At 72.1% G+C, this 17,212-nt stretch carries 21 protein-coding genes; 12 read left to right on the forward strand and 9 right to left on the reverse strand.

Annotated elements, in window-relative coordinates; all coding sequences use genetic code 11:
• Positions 1-517: TIGR03086 family metal-binding protein (locus KBX08_RS30010; RefSeq protein WP_210786863.1), on the reverse strand; the 517-nt coding region annotated here is incomplete at its 3' end.
• A gap of 31 nt (positions 518-548) precedes the next feature.
• Between KBX08_RS30010 and KBX08_RS30015 the strand changes: the two genes are divergently transcribed.
• Complete coding sequence (locus tag KBX08_RS30015; protein WP_210786865.1) at positions 549-1,370, forward strand: AraC family transcriptional regulator; 822 nt, start codon at positions 549-551, stop codon at positions 1,368-1,370.
• Positions 1,371-1,409: 39 nt separating this feature from the next.
• Here the strand turns inward: KBX08_RS30015 and KBX08_RS30020 are convergent, their stop codons facing one another.
• Genes KBX08_RS30020 through KBX08_RS30045 form a run of 6 tightly spaced genes read right to left on the reverse strand, consistent with a single transcriptional unit; the run spans position 1,410 to position 7,007 of the window.
• The gene (locus KBX08_RS30020; protein WP_210786867.1) at positions 1,410-2,939 is read right to left on the reverse strand and encodes a SpoIIE family protein phosphatase; all 1,530 of its coding nucleotides are present in this window, start codon (positions 2,937-2,939) and stop codon (positions 1,410-1,412) included.
• 13 nt (positions 2,940-2,952) lie between these two features.
• Positions 2,953-4,278 (reverse strand): sensor histidine kinase, encoded by a 1,326-nt coding sequence (locus KBX08_RS30025; RefSeq protein ID WP_210786888.1) that lies wholly within the window; start codon positions 4,276-4,278, stop codon positions 2,953-2,955.
• Positions 4,279-4,310: 32 nt separating this feature from the next.
• Positions 4,311-5,324 carry a SpoIIE family protein phosphatase gene (locus KBX08_RS30030; protein ID WP_210786895.1) on the reverse strand — a complete coding sequence of 338 codons (1,014 nt, stop codon included), beginning with the start codon at positions 5,322-5,324 and terminating at the stop codon, positions 4,311-4,313.
• A complete protein-coding gene (locus KBX08_RS30035; protein WP_145796443.1) occupies positions 5,321-5,740 on the reverse strand; it encodes an anti-sigma regulatory factor in 420 nt (139 codons plus the stop codon). Before KBX08_RS30035 ends, KBX08_RS30030 begins: the two co-directional genes overlap by 4 nt.
• The gene (locus KBX08_RS30040; RefSeq protein ID WP_210786869.1) at positions 5,737-6,147 is read right to left on the reverse strand and encodes an STAS domain-containing protein; all 411 of its coding nucleotides are present in this window, start codon (positions 6,145-6,147) and stop codon (positions 5,737-5,739) included. Before KBX08_RS30040 ends, KBX08_RS30035 begins: the two co-directional genes overlap by 4 nt.
• Positions 6,147-7,007 (reverse strand): STAS domain-containing protein, encoded by an 861-nt coding sequence (locus KBX08_RS30045; protein WP_210786870.1) that lies wholly within the window; start codon positions 7,005-7,007, stop codon positions 6,147-6,149. The genes KBX08_RS30040 and KBX08_RS30045 overlap by 1 nt, the downstream gene beginning before the upstream one ends.
• A gap of 163 nt (positions 7,008-7,170) precedes the next feature.
• On the opposite strand from KBX08_RS30045, the gene KBX08_RS30050 reads away from it, so the two are divergent.
• Positions 7,171-7,527 (forward strand): STAS domain-containing protein, encoded by a 357-nt coding sequence (locus tag KBX08_RS30050; protein WP_091395791.1) that lies wholly within the window; start codon positions 7,171-7,173, stop codon positions 7,525-7,527.
• Positions 7,528-7,540: 13 nt separating this feature from the next.
• Here KBX08_RS30050 and KBX08_RS30055 read toward each other — a convergent pair whose 3' ends face one another.
• On the reverse strand, positions 7,541-8,821 hold the full coding sequence (locus KBX08_RS30055) for an MFS transporter (protein WP_210786872.1): 1,281 nt from the start codon (positions 8,819-8,821) through the stop codon (positions 7,541-7,543).
• Positions 8,822-8,931: 110 nt separating this feature from the next.
• Here KBX08_RS30055 and KBX08_RS30060 point away from each other — a divergent pair, with 110 nt between their 5' ends.
• From KBX08_RS30060 to KBX08_RS30075, 4 genes are all read left to right on the forward strand, one after another.
• Positions 8,932-9,612, forward strand: a complete 681-nt coding sequence (locus KBX08_RS30060) for a FadR/GntR family transcriptional regulator (RefSeq protein WP_210786897.1) — start codon at positions 8,932-8,934, stop codon at positions 9,610-9,612.
• A 39-nt stretch (positions 9,613-9,651) separates the two neighbouring features.
• Positions 9,652-10,125 carry a large conductance mechanosensitive channel protein MscL gene (gene mscL, locus KBX08_RS30065; protein ID WP_210786874.1) on the forward strand — a complete coding sequence of 158 codons (474 nt, stop codon included), beginning with the start codon at positions 9,652-9,654 and terminating at the stop codon, positions 10,123-10,125.
• Positions 10,126-10,205: 80 nt separating this feature from the next.
• Positions 10,206-10,457: a hypothetical protein gene (locus tag KBX08_RS30070; protein WP_030486188.1), complete on the forward strand. Its 252-nt coding sequence runs from the start codon at positions 10,206-10,208 to the stop codon at positions 10,455-10,457.
• A 196-nt stretch (positions 10,458-10,653) separates the two neighbouring features.
• Complete coding sequence (locus KBX08_RS30075; RefSeq protein WP_210786876.1) at positions 10,654-11,025, forward strand: hypothetical protein; 372 nt, start codon at positions 10,654-10,656, stop codon at positions 11,023-11,025.
• 67 nt (positions 11,026-11,092) lie between these two features.
• Here KBX08_RS30075 and KBX08_RS30080 read toward each other — a convergent pair whose 3' ends face one another.
• A complete protein-coding gene (locus KBX08_RS30080) occupies positions 11,093-12,328 on the reverse strand; it encodes a benzoate/H(+) symporter BenE family transporter (RefSeq protein ID WP_210786878.1) in 1,236 nt (411 codons plus the stop codon).
• Positions 12,329-12,383: 55 nt separating this feature from the next.
• Between KBX08_RS30080 and KBX08_RS30085 the strand changes: the two genes are divergently transcribed.
• From KBX08_RS30085 to eis, 6 genes are all read left to right on the forward strand, one after another.
• Positions 12,384-12,944: an XRE family transcriptional regulator gene (locus tag KBX08_RS30085; RefSeq protein WP_307850690.1), complete on the forward strand. Its 561-nt coding sequence runs from the start codon at positions 12,384-12,386 to the stop codon at positions 12,942-12,944.
• Between the two features lie 115 nt (positions 12,945-13,059).
• A complete protein-coding gene (locus KBX08_RS30090) occupies positions 13,060-13,779 on the forward strand; it encodes a PP2C family serine/threonine-protein phosphatase (protein WP_112586332.1) in 720 nt (239 codons plus the stop codon).
• 102 nt (positions 13,780-13,881) lie between these two features.
• A complete protein-coding gene (locus KBX08_RS30095) occupies positions 13,882-14,220 on the forward strand; it encodes a PadR family transcriptional regulator (protein WP_210786880.1) in 339 nt (112 codons plus the stop codon).
• Positions 14,217-15,062 (forward strand): ATP-binding cassette domain-containing protein, encoded by an 846-nt coding sequence (locus tag KBX08_RS30100; protein ID WP_210786882.1) that lies wholly within the window; start codon positions 14,217-14,219, stop codon positions 15,060-15,062. Before KBX08_RS30095 ends, KBX08_RS30100 begins: the two co-directional genes overlap by 4 nt.
• Complete coding sequence (locus KBX08_RS30105) at positions 15,059-15,751, forward strand: hypothetical protein (RefSeq protein ID WP_210786884.1); 693 nt, start codon at positions 15,059-15,061, stop codon at positions 15,749-15,751. Before KBX08_RS30100 ends, KBX08_RS30105 begins: the two co-directional genes overlap by 4 nt.
• Positions 15,752-15,819: 68 nt before the next feature.
• Positions 15,820-17,010, forward strand: a complete 1,191-nt coding sequence (gene eis / locus KBX08_RS30110; RefSeq protein WP_210786886.1) for an enhanced intracellular survival protein Eis — start codon at positions 15,820-15,822, stop codon at positions 17,008-17,010.
• Positions 17,011-17,212: the final 202 nt, after the last annotated feature.

Genomic DNA, 17,212 nt, shown 5'->3' on the forward strand with positions numbered 1-17,212 from the left:
GGGTAGGGGTGGGGGTGGGGGTGGGTAGTGGGTCGGCGAAGACGCCCATCTTGCGGGCGGTGGGGCCCAACTGCTCCACCAGCTCGTGCAGCTGGGCCACCACCTCCGGGGCCGGGTGGTACGGCTGGCCGGTGGCGACCGCGAGATCCCAGCCGTGCACAGTCAGGTCCAGCAGGGCCATCCCGCCGATGGCGGTCTGCGGCATGGGCATACGCGGTGACATGCCCTCCACCGCGGACGGGTCCGACCAGGCGGTCACCAACCGGCCGGTCTCCACCTCGAAACGGTCCCGCCAGCCGTCGCCCAGGTGGTCGGGCTTCTCGGCCCACTCCACCTGTCGCTTCTGGGCCAGGTCCTGAAAGTTGATCACCACCTGGAAGAGGTGGTTGAGCAGATCACGGACCAGGTAGTCGCTGCACGGGGTGGGCAGGTCCAGCTGGTCGTCGGAGATACCCCGTACGACATCGACGGTTCGCGGCGCGGCGGCCGCCAGCAGCTCGCTAGTCTGAGTGGACATAGGGCCAGCGTATGAGGGTGGTCTTGAACAAATGCGACAGCGACCGCGTGGCGACAGCCGGGGAATTCTCGACCCCGGGCGCCTGCTGCGCGAGATGCGCTTCCGCCGACACCTGCCGGCGGAGTCACTGCGCCAGTGGGTCGAGCACTACTGGTTGATCGACTGGGCGTTGAGCGCGCCGTTCGAGCAGCGGGTCGTGCCGCACCCGGCGGTGAACGTGGTGTTCCGACGGGACGACGACGGGCCCGAGTCCGGCGAGGTGGCCGGGGTGGGGCGGGACCTGTTCCGGATCACGCTCGACGGTGTCGGCCGGGTGTCCGGGGTGCAGTTCCGCCCCGGCGGCTTCCACCCGTTCTGGCGGCGCGCGGTCAGTGAGCTGACCGGCCGTAGGGTGCTGCTGCCCTTCGGCCGGCTGACCCACCCGGACGTCCCGGTGGGCGCGTCTCCGGGAGCACCCACCTCGTCGGCCGGCGACGACGAGCGCTGCCGGGCGCTGGACACCCTCCTCACCGCCTGGCAGCCGGAGCCGGACCCGATGGCCGAGGAGGCCGTCCGACTGGCCGAGGCGATCCGCACCGACCGGACGGTGCTGCGCGTCGACGACTTCGCCGCGCGGCACGACGTTCCGGTCCGCCGGTTGCAACGGCTCTTCATGGAGTACGTGGGGGTCGGGCCGAAGTGGGTGATCCGCCGCTACCGGCTCCAGGAGGCGGTCGAACAGGCCGCTGGTGGCCCGCTGAGCTGGGCCGATCTCGCCGCCGACCTCGGCTACAGCGACCAGGCCCACCTGGTCCGTGACTTCACCGCCGTGGCCGGGGTGTCCCCCGCCGCCTACGCCCGCTCGGTGAGCTGAGGAAGCCGAGGAGCTGACAGAGCTGACAGAGCTGACAGATCAGCGACGCCGCAGGACGACCACGGCGACGTCGTCCTGGATCTCCGGTGGGGCCAGTTCCACAAGCAGTCGGGCGCAGAACTGGTCCAGGTCACCGTCGACAGTCGCGGCGACCGCAGCCAGTGCGGCCAGCCCCTCGTCGATGGCGGCGTCCCGTCGCTCGATCAGCCCGTCGGTGTAGAAGACCAGCGTGGCCCCGGCCGGCACCACGAACTCCAGGTCGGCGGGGCGCGGGGCGCGGACGCCGAGCAGCGGCGCGGAATGCTGCACAAACTCGACCTTGCCGTCCATGATCATCAGCGGTGGAAGGTGCCCGGCACTGGCCAGCCGGACCCGTCCGGTCGGCGGGTGCATCAGCAGCACACAGAGCGTCGCCACCTCGTTCGGCAGCAGTGTCCGCATCAGCTCGTTGACCCGGTGCAGGATCTCGCCGGGCTGATGGCCCTCGACCGCGTACGCCCGCACCGCGTGCCGCAGCTCGGCCATCACGGTCGCCGCGTGCAGCGAGTGGCCGGCGACGTCCCCGATCGCGAGCAGCAGGTGACCGTCGAGCATCACCAGCTCGTAGAAGTCGCCGCCCACCTCGGTCTGCGCGCTGGCCGGCTCGTAGCGCACCGCGAGGTCGAGGCCGGCCACGGTGGGCAGCCCACGCGGGAGCAGGCTGCGTTGGAGGGTGACAGCGATCCGGTGCTCCTCGTCGAACGAGCGCTGCCCCTCCACGGCCGCCGCCACCGCCTGAGCCAGCTGCTTGAGCACCGGGGTCCGCGCGGTCTGGGTGGCGGTCGGGACCACCACGTACAGCGGGGCCCGGTCCTCGCGCAGTCGGGCGGCGGCGACGGTCACCGTGTCGTCCGCCGGCCAGTCGACGAGCGCCCAGTTCGACGGGGCCTCCACCCGCACTGTGGCGCCGGTGGGCACCCCGGTGTCGTCGACGACCCACGGCACCACGGCGGCCACCGCGCCGGGACCGGCGCAGACACCCGCGAGGCAGTCGCCGTCGAAGGTTTCGGCGATCACCGCGGCCGGGCTCTTGAAGATCTGGGCGGCACCCTCGGCGGCGGCCTCCAGCAGGCGCGCGAAGGTCGGCGCCGCGTGCACCGCGACTGTCGTGTCGGCCAACCCGAGCAGCCGCTCGGCGAGCAGTTCGGCGCGCTGCCGGGCCTGGTAGTAGCGCAGCACCGCGCGGGTGGTGGCGATCAGCTCCTCGGGCTCGATCGGCTCGGTCAGGTACGCGTCAGCGCCCCGGGTCAGCCCCTGGGCGCGGTCGGCCACGTCCACGGCGTGCGCCGAAACGTGGATCACCGGCATCGCCGGGTGCCGCGCCTTGATCTGTTCGCAGACCTCGTAGCCGCTCAGGTCGGGCAGCCGGACGTCGAGGACCACCAGGTCGATCCGGTCCACCTCGACCCGAGCCAACGCCTCGGCGCCGTTCTCGGCCTCCAGCACTGTGAACCCGGCCCGGGTCAGCCAGCTGACCAGCAGGTAACGCTTGGTACGACTGTCGTCGACCACCAGGATGGTTGTCGGCATGCCGTCCACGCCGTCACGCCCCGCCGGTGGGCAGGGAGACGGTGAACGTGCTGCCTTCGCCCGGCGCGCTGGCCAGCTCCAGCGACCCGCCGAGCAGCGTCACCAACCGCCGGGCGTACGGCAGACCGAGGCCGGTGCCGCCGACCCGGGTGGCTCCGGGGATCTGGTAGAACTCCTCGAAGATCCGGTCGTGCAGCTCGGGAGCGATGCCCGGCCCGGTGTCGCGGACCTCGAACTGCCAGCGGTCGCCGTGTTGGCTGGCCCGCAGGCGCACCTCGCCACGCTCGGTGAACTTCAACCCGTTGTGCAGCAGGTTGCGCAGCACCTGGCCGAGCAGCACCTCGTCGGTGCGCAGCAGGGCCGGCCCGGTGGGCTCCTCCACGACCAGCTCCACCCCGGGGCGGGTGGCGAGCGCGCGCAGGGTGCCGCGTAGTTGACCGAAGACCGGCCGCAGGTCGACCTCGGTCAGGTCCGGCTCGATCCGACCGGACTCGGCTTTGGCCAGGTCGAGGAGTTCGTTGACCAGGTTGAGCAGATCCGCCGCCGAGGAGCGGATCAGATCGACCTGGCGGCCCTGCTCGTCGGTGAGCGGGTCGGAGGCGGAGTCGGTGAGCAGCCGCCCCAGGCCGATGATCGCGGTGACCGGGGCGCGCAGCTCGTGGCTCACGTTGGCCAGGAACCGGCTCTTCGACTCACTCGCCGCACGGAGCTGGGCCGACTTCTCGTCCAGCTCGGCGTAGAGGGCGACGACGCCCCTGTTGGTCTCCTCCAACTCCTCGGTGAGCTGGTTGTAGAGCGCCAGCACTCCGCGGTTGGTCTCGGCCAGCTCCTCGTTCAGCACGGCCAGCTCGTCGCGCTGACTGCGCACCTCGTCCAGTGCGGCGATGAGTTGCCCGTTCTGCACTGTCAACTCGTCCAGCGCACTGGCCGGCGCGGTGCGGCCGAGTTCGGTACGGAACTCGGCGAGCCGCTCCGGGGTCGGCGTCGGCGCGTTGGCCGGGACTCGTCGGGACATCCGTACGACCGTAACCCCGTCGACGGTCGACACGCTCAGTGTGTCGACCAGTCGGGACACCGCGCCGGACTGCGGTTGGTAGCGATCGTCCGGCAGCGGGGACACCGGGGCCAGGTCGGCGCGCAGGTGGAACCGGCCGTCGGCGCCCGCGTCGACGTGGAAGGAGACGTCCGCTCCGCTGGCCGTCCGCAGCAGATCCCGAGCGACCTCGCTGAGCGCTGTGGCGATCCGTACCTGGTCCTGGTGTTCGAGGCCGACCACGGCGGCCACCTCGCGTCCCCGCTGACGGATCACGAAGATGTCCTGCTCGACCCGCAGCGCCATCTGGAGCAGTGGCAGCCCGGCCGGCTCCCCGCTCACGCCCACGACCTCGCGACCAGTACGCAGGCGTCGTCACGTCGCAGACCGGCGTCACGGAGCAGGGTCGCCGCCATGACCAGCGGGGATCGCTCCGCCAGGCCGGGGTAGTCGGTCATCCGCCACCGGTCGACCACCCCGTCGCTGTGCATCACCAGCCGGGCGCCGGGTCCGAACGGGTAGTCGTACTCCCGGATCGTCGGTCGTTGGTGGCCGGCGATGCCGGGCAGCGACACCAGCCCTCGACGGCGGCCGTCACCCTCGACGACCACGCCGGCGATGTTGCCCAGGCCGGCGTAGTGCAGCACGCCGGCGTCCGGCATCAGTTCGCCGACGGCGAGCGCGGCGCCCCGGGTGTGCGACATGCTCCGGTGCAGGTGACCGACCACCATCGCCGGTGGGCCGGCCGGGGCGTCGCGGAACGCGGCCAGCGCGGCGTCGGTGGCGGCCCCGGCCAGCGGGCCGTGCCCCAACCCGTCACTCACCAGCACCTGGTGCCGCCCGTCGACGACCCGCACGGCGTAGCCGTCGCCGCTGATCGTCTCGCCGGTCAGTGGTCGGGTGAGAGCCCCGGCCCAGGACGGCCGGGCCGCCTCGGCCGGCCAGACCTGCACGGCGAGGACGGTGCCCCGGCCGGGCAGCGAGTATCCGTCGAACCAGCTGGCCTGCCGGACGATGGCACCCAGACCGATGCCGAGTGTGCCGGTGGTGGAGTGCCCGTCCTGGGACGAGACGGTCAGGTCGGCCATGCCGGGCCCGGAGTCGATGGCCACCATCTCCACCCCGGCCTGCCCGGCGCGGCGTACCGGCCGGAGCAGCAGGACACCGTCGTCGGCGTGCTTGACCAGGTTGCTGGTCAGCTCGGCGGCGACGATGGCCAGGTCGGCGATGCGCGCCGCACCCATCTCCACCTGCGCGCCGAGACGTTCGGCGGCACGCCGGACGGCACTCGCGGCGCTGCTGGCCTCCACCCGGAACCAGATGCCACTGTCGGTGACAGCGTCGGCGTTCACCTGGACCACTTGGTGACCGTGATCCGGGTGCCGGTCTCCGTCGACGTCTCGATCTGGAACTCGTCGACCAGGCGTCGCGACCCACTGAGCCCGAGGCCGAGGCCCCCGCCGCTGGTGTAGCCGTCGGTCATGGCCAGATCGAGGTCGGCGATGCCCGGCCCGGAATCGGCGAACACGATCTGCACGCCCTTGCGCCGGCCGTTGTCCACGACCGTCACCTCGACCGAACCGCCGCCGCCGTACACCAGAGTGTTGCGGGCCAACTCGCTCGCCGCGGTGACCACCTTGGTCTGGTCGACGAGGGACAGCTTGACGGCCACCGCCACGGCGCGGACCAGCTGCCGGACGCGCACCACGTCCTCATCGCTGCGGACCGACTGTGCCTGTGGCTGGCCCAGGTCGATGCCCGCGGTCACGGCCTGGCCGTCTCGGCGTCCGGATCGTCGTCGAGCTGGTAGTCGAGCTCGTCGGCGTGGGCCGCCGCGATCAGCTCCATGCCCCGCTCCACGTTCAGCGCGGTACGGATGCCGTTCAGCGACAGCCCGAGTTCGACAAGGGTGATGGCGACGGCCGGACGCATCCCGACCACCACCGTCTCCGCGTCGAGCACCTTGGAGATCGACGCGATGGTGGAGAGCATCCGCCCGACGAAGGAGTCGACGATGTCCAGTGCGGTGATGTCGATGATGACGCCGTGGCAGCCGGTGGCGACGATCCGCTCGGCCAGATCCTCCTGGAGCGCGACAGCCGTCTGGTCGGACATGTCGAGCTGGATGGAGACGAGAAGAATGTCCCCGATCTTGAGGATCGGAACCCTCTCCATCAGGCGTCCCGACGCGGCTGGCGGCGAGCGGTCTCCACCCCGTTGAGCCGCAGCACGTGGCGCAGCGCGTCGGCGAGGCTCGCCTTGGTGGCGATGTCGCCGAACTCGATGCCGAGCGCCACGATGGTCTGCGCGATCTGCGGGCGGATGCCGGAGATGATGCAGTCAGCGCCCATCAGTCGGGCGGCCACCACGGTCTTCAGGATGTGCTGGGCGACCTGGGTGTCCACCGCCGGTACGCCGGTGATGTCGATGATCGCGTACGGCGAGCTGGTGTCGACGAGGGTCTGCAGCAGCCGCTCCATGACGACCTGGGCCCGGGCCGAGTCCAGGGTGCCGACCAGCGGCACGGCGACGACGCCCTCCCAGAGCTTGACCACCGGCGTGGAGAGTTCGAGCAGCTGCTCGGCCTGATCGGCGATCAGACTCTCCCGGGTGCGGACGAAGCTCTCGAACGTGAACAGGCCCATCTCGTCGACCAGCTTCGAGAAGGCGACGAAGTCCTGCAGTGCGTTCGGGCCGCCGGTCTCCTGCACCAGCTCGGCCAGCACGTCCTTCAGCGCGAAGATGCTGACCGTGGTCTCGGTGGCGGAGAAGCCCTGCCGGGCCCGGCCACGAGACAGCTCGGAGAGCGCGGCACGCAGTTCGCCGGCGCTCTCGGCGGACAGGTCGATGGTGCCCTGCTCGCCGGTGGTGATGATGGCACGGTGCAGGTCCTGGACCTGTCGGCGCAGCTCCGCCTGGCTCAGCCGGCCTCGCAACGAACTGGTGACGATCTCGGTCCACCGAGTCGTGACCCGTTCGTCCTGCCCGCTCAGCAGCGCGGCGAGCCGACCACTTTCTTCGGTGCTCAACGCCATTTCGAACCCCCTTGACCTGGACCGGGCGGACTCTATCACCGGGGTCTGATCAACTACTTGCCCCGTAGCAACGGAATGACGATGGCCACCGGATCACCGCTCCCGTGCTACCTCCGACCATGGTCGTGGGATACCGTTCCCCCGATAACAGGAGGTCTGGCGAATGTCGTTGACGGTGCACACGGAACAACGCGGCGACGTGGTCGTCGTGGCGGTCGCGGGCGAGCTTGACATGGCCACCGCACCGCAGCTGCAGGACCAGATCACCGACCTGCTCGACAAGGGCCGCAACCGGCTGGTGTTCGACCTGGCGGACGTCTCTTTCTGCGACTCGACCGGCCTGTCGGTCTTCGTCCGCGCCAAGAACAGCTGCGACGAGGCGGGCGGCGTGGTCCGGCTGGCCGCTCCGCAGCGCGGCGTGCTGCGCATCCTCGAGGTGAGCGGGCTGGTCGAGGTGCTGCACACCTACCCGACGGTGGATGAGGCAGTCGCCGGCGAATCGACGCCGGCTTCCTCCTGACCGTCCGCGTGCGTCACTCGTCCTCGACGTAACGGGGACGAGCGATAGCCATGCCCGCCGTCGTCTGCACGGCCAGGGCGCCCAGCAGGAACCCGATCGGTGCGGTCCAGCCACCGGTGGCCTCGTAGAGGATGCCGACCATCAGCGGACCGAGGGCGGCGATCACGTACCCGGTGCTCTGCGCGAACGCGGAGAGCGCGACAGTGCCCTCGGCCGTGCGGGCGCGTAGGCCGATGGCGGTCAGGATCATCGGGAACGCGCCCTGACCGATCGCCAGCAGGGCGACCCAGAGCAGCGCGGCACCGTGCGGTGCGAACGCCAACCCCAGGTAGGCCAGTGCCGACGCGGTGGTCAGCCCGAGCACCAGCGGGCGCAGGCTGCCGAGCCGACCGGCCAGGGTGGGCATCAACAGCGCGATCGGCACGCCGAGCGCGGTCACCCCGGCGAGCAGCAGCCCGGCCGACTCCGGCTGGTAACCGGCGTCGCGGAACAGTTGGGCCAGCCAGCCCATGATCGCGTACCCGCTGAGCGACTGCGCCCCGAAGTAGACAGCCATCGCCCAGCCGAGCCGGGTCCGCGCCGGCCGGACCCGCACCGGCGTGGCGGCGACCGCCGTCGGGGTCGCCCGCCGCGCCGCGGCGCGGGTCCGCAGCGCCAGCGGCACCCACGGGAGTACGGCCACCGCGGCCACCGCGGCCCAGACGCCGAGCCCGGCCCGCCACGACCCGAAGGCGTGCGCGATCGGCACCGCGGAGGCGGCGGCCACCGTCGTGCCCACTGTCAACGCCATCGTGTACGCCCCGGTGACCAGGCCGGTGCGGTGCGGGAAGTGCTGCTTGACGAGCATCGGCAGCAGGATGTTGGCGACCGCGATGCCGGACAGCGCCAGCGCGCTGGTGAGCACGAAGATCAAGGCCGAGTCGGTGACGACCCGGAGCACCTGGCCCACGGCGAGGGCGAGCATGGCGACCACCAGCACCCGGGCCGGCGCCACCCGGCGGACCAGCCACGGGGTGAGCGCGCCGAGGCCGGCGAACGCGATGGTCGGCAGGGTGGTGACCAGACCGGCGTTGACGCCGGAGAGGCCCAGCCCGTCGCGGACCTCGTCGAGCAGCGCGCCGAGGCTCGTCACCACGGCGCGCAGGTTGAGCGCGACCAGCAGCATCCCGACCAGCACCAGCGCGCCACCGGTCGCCGGGTGCGTCCGCCGGCCGGTGCCGGGGTCCCGCGTCGGGCGAGGGTCGACGGCGACGGGGGCGGGCAGCGCCGGAGCGGCGGTTGGTGGCGGGGTCATGACCGCTAACCTACAATCATGGGATGAATTTGGGACCGGTGATGTAACCAGTGCCACCGTCGGTTGAATTCCCCTCCGCGCCGCCGGTGCCGCCCGGCGGCCAGCCAGCCGTGCCGCCCCACAGCCAGCCCGCCGTGCCGCCCCGCGGCCACCGGGTCCGGCAGACCACCGAGCAACTCCGCGCCCGGATCCTCGGCGGCGAATGGCCCGTCGGCGGGCGCATCCCCACCGAGCCACAACTGGTCGCCGCGCTGGGCGTCGGGCGCAACACGGTCCGCGAGGCGGTCCGCGCCCTGGTGCACGCCGGGGTGCTGGAGTGCCGGCAGGGCTCCGGCACCTACGTGGTGTCCACCGACGAACTGGCACCTGTGGTCGCCCGCCGACTCGGCGACGACCGGATGACCGAGGTCATCGAGGTACGCCGCGCCTTCGAGGTGGAGGCCGCCCGGCTCGCCGCGTTGCGGCGTACCCCGGAGGACCTGGCGGCGCTCGACGGCGCGCTCGCCCAGCGCGAGGCCGCCTGGCACGGCGGCCGGGTCGACGCGTTCGTCGAGGCCGACGCGGCACTGCACACGGCGGTGGTCGCCGCCGCGCACAACGCCATGCTCGCCGAGCTGTACGCCTCGGTGGGCACCGCCCTGCGCAGCACTGTCGCCCAGGCCATGGGCGGGGAGCTCACCCCTGAGCGCTACGTCGACCACACCCGGCTGGTCGAGGCGATCCGGGCCGGCGATCCCGGCCGGGCGGCGCTCGAAGCCGGCGCTTTTCTGGAACCCGCCGAACGGGCATAGGTTGTGCCCGACAGAAAAGCGGACACCTCGGGAGTACGAATGCTCAAGGGCTTCAAAGACTTCATCATGCGCGGCAACGTCGTCGACCTGGCGGTCGGTGTCGTCATCGGCGCCGCGTTCACGGGCGTGGTCACCCAGCTCACCAAGTCGTTCCTCGACCCGCTGATCCGGGTCTTCGTGCTGCTCATCACCGGTAGCGACAAGGGCCTGGCCGGCACGGCACCCAGCTTCCGCGGCATCTCGTTCGACTGGATCGCCTTCGTCAACGCGGTGATCACCTTCCTGCTGACCGCGATGGCGCTCTACTTCCTGGTCGTCTACCCGATGAACCGGCTGGCCGAGCGGCGCAAGCGGGGCGAGGAGCCGCCGCCCTCGGCGCCGAGCGAGGAGGTCAAGCTGCTCACCGAGATCCGGGACGCCCTGGTCTCCGCCGGCCACACCACCCCCGGCCAGCAGCGTGGGGCGCTGGACGACGTGCTGGGCCGCCGCCCGGAGCCGCCGACGCAGCGCTGACCGAACGGATGCACATCGGCCCCTGTGGGATTCCCGCAGGGGCCGCACCTTCTCGTACGTGTGTTCGATAGAGTCCCGCCATGGAGCAGCGAAAGCACTGGTGGAACGGGAAGTGGGGGCGGCTGGCCCGGCGGGACGTCTTCCTGCGAGTGGACGCCGACCGGTGGCACGTCGAGCAGCGGGCCGGCGGCGCCGAGGGCATCTCCCGTTTCTACGAGTACGGCAGTGCGGACGAGGCCGAGGACACCGTCCGGGCGCTGCTCGACGGCCCGGACACCTGGCGCGAATTGTCCCCCCGACCGCCCGGCGGCTGGACCCTCCCGAACAGCTGAGTGGGCTGGCCGTGGAGGCGGTATTGCTTTCGACGGTGATGACTCTGAGGCATCAATATGACTCAGAGTCATAACGCTCTCCGGGCCATCGCCTCAAAGCCCGCCGCCTCCAAGTCGCTGCCGCAGTTGCTGAGCGTCGGGCCGAGTGGGCGGGCGGCGGCGTTTAGCGGCGCGCCGCCCTGGGAACCGCAGCGGGATGGACCAGCAGGACGAGCAGCAGGCGACCATCTCGCGGATCACCACCGGGATGCCGGTGATCGACTCAGCTGGCACCGAGGTCGGCACCGTGGACCTCGTCCAGCGGGGTGACCCGAACGCGGTGACAGTCCAGACACCGACCGCCGACCCGGGCAGCAGCCTGGACGAACTGATCGAGGCGACTGCGGTCGAGGAGCCGGACGTCCCGGCCGATCTGGCGGCGCGGCTGCTGCACAGCGGCTATCTGAAGGTCTCGACCGACCTGACCCGCACCGGCGCGGTCTACGTACCGGCCGACCGGATCGGTGCGGTGGCCGACGGCCGGGTCCTCTTGGCCGTCGGGGTGGCCGACCTGCCGCCCGAGGAGTGACCCAACCTCCCTGACCGACTCGGGTCCACGGCATTCGGGGTGTCCGGAGCCTCGGGACAGCCCGACATCATGAAACCCGAGTGGATCTTCTCGGCGCCGAAGGGGCGGGTTGGTCGGGCGCGGCGGGGGCGGGCTGATCCGGCGCGGCGGGTTGGCGGCGGTGGAAGATCAGCAGCATCAGGCAGCCCGCGACCAGGCCCCAGAACGCGCCGCCCACGCCGATCAGCGTCACCCCGGACGCGGTCACCACGAAGGTGACCACGGCGGCCTCCCGGGTCGCCGGGTCGGTCACCGCCGAGGCGAGAGCGGTGGCGAGGGCGCCCAGGAGCGCCAGCCCGGCGACCGCCTCGATGAGGATCGGTGGGGCGACCGCCACCAGCGTGGTGGCTACGCCGGCGCCCAGGCCGAGCACTGCCAGCCCGGCGCCCGCGGTGACCGAGGCGATCCACCGGCGCTCCGGGTCGGGGTGCGCGTCGGGGCCGGCGGCCAGCGCGGCGGTGATCGCCGCGAGGTTCACCGCGTGCCCGCCGGCCGGGGCGGCGAGCAGACTGGCCAGACCGGTGGTCCGCAGCGCCGCGCCGAACGGCGGCCGGTAGCCGTAGCCGACCAGCACCGCCATGCCGGGTACGTTCTGCGCGGCCATGGTGACCAGGAACAGCGGCAGGGCCAACCCGACCAGCGCTGACGCGTTCCACGCCGGCGCGGTCAGCGTGACCGACGGGATCAGCGCGGCACCGGTCAGGCCGGTCGGCGGTGCGGTCAGTGCGATCGCCGCCACCGCCACCACCAGCGCGCCGGGCACCGCCCAGCGTCGGGCGAACCGGTGCAGCAGCAGCCAACCGACCACCACCGATCCGGCCACCACCGGCAGCTCGACAAGCGCGCGGACCGGGGCGGTACACAGCGGCAGCAGCACCCCGGCGAGCATCGCGCCGGCCACCGGCTTGGGGATGGCGGCCACCGCACGGCCGAGCGGCGGGAACAACCCGGCCGCGACGATCAGCACACCGGAGACGAGGAAGGCGCCCACCGCCACCGGCCATCCGCCCGGCGGTGGCCCGGTCGCCACCAGCAGCGCCGCGCCCGGCGTGGACCAGGCCACGCTCATCGGTATCCGGTACCGCCAGCCCAGCCAGACGGCGACGAACCCACTCGCCACGCAGAGCGCGAGCAGGCCGGAGGCGGCCTGTGCGTCCGACGCGCCCGCCGCTCGGAGCCCGGCCAGCACGACTGTGAACGAGCTGGCGAAGCCCACCAGCGCTGTCACCACCCCCGCCAGCACCGGTTGCACGCGTCCAGCCACCCCACCCTCCCGCCTGTTCCGTTTACGGAACGGAAGCGTGTAGCACGATAGCCGGGTGCCGCACCCACCACCAGCCCCGCGCCCCGGCCTCGACGTGGATCCCGCCGTCGTCGGGCGCCGGGTCCGTGCCCTGCGCGAGGAGCAGGGGATCTCGCTGTCCACACTCGCCCGGCTCGCCGGTGTCGGAAAGGCCACCCTCTCCGGCCTGGAGCACGGCACCCGCAACCCGACCCTGGAGACGCTCTGGGCGGTCACCGCGCAGCTCGGCGTACCGCTGACGGCGGTGCTGGCGGAGCCGGCCGCCGGGCCCACAGTGCACGGCGCCGCGGTCATCGCGACCCTGCTGGAGGTCTTCACCGACACCGACGCGACCTACGAGCTGTACCGGATGCGGGTCGCGCCCGGCCCCGGCCAGCTCTCCCCCGCCCACCCGGCGGGAGTCACCGAGCACGTCACCGTCTTCGCCGGGGTGTTGCGCGCCGGGCCGGCCGACGCACCGCTGACCGCCCCGGCCGGTGGCCACCTCCGCTGGGTGTCGGACGTGCCACACAGCTACGCGGCGGTGGGTGACGAGGAGGTCGCCGCGAGCCTGCTCCTGCGCTATCCGCGCCGCTGAGACCCCGCCGATCGGTCACGGACCGTCGGCTCCGTCGACGAAAATCGCAATCATTTCTCGACCTAGGTAGGAGGCGTAGAGACGAATGCGGGTTGTTCTTGGCAAGCTTGACCCCATGACGCTGATCCTCCGCTCGGTCATCCTCAACGACATCGGCTTGGTGCGCACCAACAACGAGGACTCCGCCCTCGCCGGTGACCGCCTGATCGCCGTCGCCGACGGCATGGGTGGGCTGCCTGCGGGCGAGGTGGCGAGCGAGATCGTGATCCGGATTCTGGACGAGCTGGCTCCGCCCACCGACCCTGACGGCGCCGCCGACGCGCTGCGTGCCGTGGTCAGCACCGCCAACCAGCGCATCCACGCCGCCATCACCGTCGACCCGAGCCGGGACGGCATGGGTACGACGCTCACCGCGGCGCTGCTGGCCGGGGAGACACTGGTGCTGGCCCAGGTGGGCGACTCCCGTTGCTACCTGCTGCGCGAGGGGGAGCTGACCCAGCTCACCCGGGACGACACGTTCGTGCAGGCGCTTGTCGATCAGGGGACCCTCTCTCCCGAGCAGGCCCGCCACCACCCGCAGCGGTCCCTGGTGACCCGGGCCGTGCAGGGCGCCGACACCCCACCCGCGGTCGGGGTGCTCACAGTGGTCCCCGGTGACCGGCTGCTGCTGTGCAGCGACGGGCTCTCCGACTACGTCGAGGACGAGGCCATCGCCGCGGCCCTGGGCATGTACGCCGACCGCCAGCAGTGCGGTGAGCAGTTGGTGAAGCTGGCCCACCACGCCGGCGCCCCGGACAACGTCACAGTCGTGGTCTCCGACGTCGTCGCCCGCTGACCCGTACGGCTCACTCGGCGGCTCGCCCGAACCGACTGGTTCGGGTTCGGCTGCCCCAGTAGGTGGTTGTGCCATCTAGCTAGCGCCGCTACTGTCCGACGCGTGGATTCCGACCGGCGCGGGCAGTGGCTGCGGGGGGTGCTCGACATCTGCGTCCTGGCCCTGCTGTCCAAAGGCGAGTCCTACGGCTACCAGCTCGCCCAGGCGCTCGACGCGGCGGGCGTCGGGCCGATCCAGGGCGGCACGCTCTACCCCGTGCTGCTGCGCCTACAGAAGACCGGCCTGGTGGCCGCGCAGTGGCGGGAGGGCAGCGCCGGGCCGGCCCGCAAGTACTACCGGCTCACCGACGACGGGCACGCGGCGCTCCGCACCGGCGGCAGCGCCTGGCTCACCTTCGTCCAGCCGGTGAACGACATCGTCACGAAGGGGGTCACCCGGTGAACGCCGACGATTGGCTGCGTACGCTCACGGCCGAGCTGCACCAGCGCCGGGTCGCGGCGGACGCCGCACGGCACGTGGTCGCCGAGGCCGCCACGCACCTACGCGAGGGCGGCGGCGACCCCTGGGTCGTCTTCGGCCCACCCCAGCAGTACGCGGGTGCTGTCGTGGAGAGCATCGGCACCGCGCCCGGACCCCGCCCCGGCCCGGTCCGGCTGCACGCGGCAGGCATCACCAAGCGGTACGGACGGCGAACCGTGCTGCGCGACGCCACGCTGACCGTCCGGGCCGGACAGATCGCCGCCGTCGTCGGCGCGAACGGCTGCGGCAAGAGCACCTTCCTCCGGATCTGCGCCGGACTCATGTCACCGGACGCCGGTGAGGTGACCGTCTCCGGGCGGCTCGGCTACTGCCCGCAGTCCGGCGGCACCGCCGACTTCCTGCTCGCCGACGAGCACTTCGTGCTGATCGGCGCCGGTCAGGGCGTGGCCCGGGGCCCGGCCCGCCGCGCCGGTCGGGCGGCGGCCCGGCAGCTCGGCTGGGAAGCGGGCGGCGACGTGCAGGCCCGCCACCTCTCCGGCGGCACCCGACAGAAGCTCAACCTGACCATGTCCACGCTCAGCGCCCCCGACGTGCTGCTGCTCGACGAGCCGTACCAGGGCTTCGACCAGGGCACATACGTCAACTTCTGGGACCAGCTCAGCAGGTTGCGCGACGCCGGCACTGCCATCGTCGTGGTGACCCACCTGCTCAACCAACTCGACCGGGTGGACATCGTGCTCGACCTGACCCCGGCACACGAGAACGGGTGGCACGCGCCCGGCATCCAGGGAGGCCGCCCGTGAACCGGCTCGTGACCGTCGCCGAGATGACCCTGCGGGAGCTGCTGCGGCGTCGAGGCGTACTCCTGCTGTTGTTGTTGATGCCGTTGACCTTCTACCTGATCCGGCGGGACGCCTACCTCGGGCAGTCGGTTCGCTCGCTGCTGCTCGGCGTGGGCTGGGCGGTGAGCACCGCCGCGCTGTTCGCCACGACCGCGGCCCGCGAGTTGGAGCCGAGGCTGCGACTGGCCGGCTACCGCCCACACCACCTCTACCTCGGTCGGATGCTCGGCCTGTGGACCGTGGGGCTGGTCATCTCCGTACCCTTCTTCCTGCTCCCGATGATCGACGGCGCGGACCTGCGGTACGGCGGCCTGGCGGCGGCGTTGCTCTGTTCCGTCGCGGTGGCGGCGCCGTTCGGGATGCTGATCGGTGCGCTGCTGCCGCGCGAGTTGGAGGGCACGCTGCTGCTGCTCACGGTGGTGACCGTGCAGATGCTGATCGACCCGGCCGGGTCCGGGGCGAGGTTGACACCGTTCTGGTCGAGCCGGGAGATCGCCACCTGGGCTGTCGACAACACCGACCAGGGCTACCTCTCCCGTGGCCTGCTGCACGGGCTCGTCGTCACCGCACTGCTGGCCCTGGGCGTGGCCGCGGTGGCCAGCGTCCGCCTGCGCCGCCGTCGCCACCTGCGGCACCTGCCGGTCGGCTGACCGCCGCGCCGGCCACGGATCGGGCCAATCCGGTTGCTACGACCCGCGCGGCGGGTTGAGATGGGCGAATGACCATCCGCCGGGTGACCGACGACGACCGTCTCACCACCAGCTTTCCGCTGGCCGCGTACGCCTTCGAGTCCTCGCCGCTCAGTGCTGCCCGCGCCGCCGAGTTCCGCGACTACCTGCCCTACAACCAGGGCAACCGGACGCTGATCGCCGAGGAGGACGGCACCACGTTGGCCGCTGTCTCGGCCATCCCGATGCGACAGAACCTGCGCGGGGTGGTGCTGCCGATGGCCGGTGTCGCCGGAGTGGCGACCCATCCGCTGGCCCGCCGGCAGGGGCATGTCCGGACGTTGCTGCACCAACTCCTCGACGAGATGCGCGACGAGGGCCATCCACTCAGCGCGCTCTATCCGTTCCGGCCCAGCTTCTACGCCCGGTTCGGCTACGTCGGGCTGCCCAAGCCGCGCCGTGTCACCTTCACTCCGGCCAACCTGGGTTCGCTGCTCCGGGTGGACCTGCCCGGCGAGGTCGGCTGGGAACGCGTCGCCGCCGGCTATCCGGCGTGGCGGGCGTTCACCGAACGCAACCTCCAGGAACGACACGGCTTCGCGATCTTCCCGGACTACCGGGCGGTCGGAATGCGTGACCGTGACGAGTACTGGCTGCTCACCGCCCGGGTCGGCGGGGAGGTCACCGGCGCGGTGACGTACCGGATCGACGAACACGGCGGCACGCTGCACGGCAACGAACTGCTGGTCACCGACCCGCTCGCACGGACGCTGCTGCTGCAGTTCTTCGCCCGGCACGTCGACCAGATCGAGCGGGTCACCGTTCAGGTTCCGCCGGACGAGCTGCCCGAGCTGTGGCTGACCGACCTGGACGTGCACGTCGAGGCCCGTACGGCAGTGCCGGGTTCGTCCGCGCCGATGGCCCGGCTGCTGTCGCTGGACGCGTTGAGCGGGCTGCCCGCCGGACCGGGCCGGGTGCGGATCGAGCTGACCGGGGACCGCTGGCTGGCCGGCACCCACCTGCTCGACGGCACCACCGGGGCGCTGGAACTGGTCGACGACACCACCGGCCGCGCCCCGACCGCCACGCTCACCGCCGCCGGGCTCTCCGCCCTCGCGTACGGGGTGCTGGACCCGGCCGAGCTGCCGCTACGCGGTCTGGGCGAGGTGCCGATGGACGCCGCCACGGAGCTGCGCGGCCTCTTCCCCCGCCGGGTGCCGTACCTCTTCGCCGACTTCTGAGCCCGGTTTGCCGCCGGGGACCCACCGCGCCGCAGCCGGCGGGCGGCGGGCGGCGGGCGGCGGGCGGCGGGCGGCGCGCAGGCGGGCAGGGTCGCGGTGGCGACACCGAGGACGAGGAGAGCGGCAAGCGACGTCATGCGCACCCCGTGATGCTAGGAGCCGCGACGGCCTCGCGACGAATCCGCCGAGCCGGTTTAATGCC

This window comes from Micromonospora sp. H61, from assembly GCF_018070325.1.
GTDB classification, from domain to species: Bacteria; Actinomycetota; Actinomycetes; order Mycobacteriales; family Micromonosporaceae; genus Micromonospora; species Micromonospora salmantinae.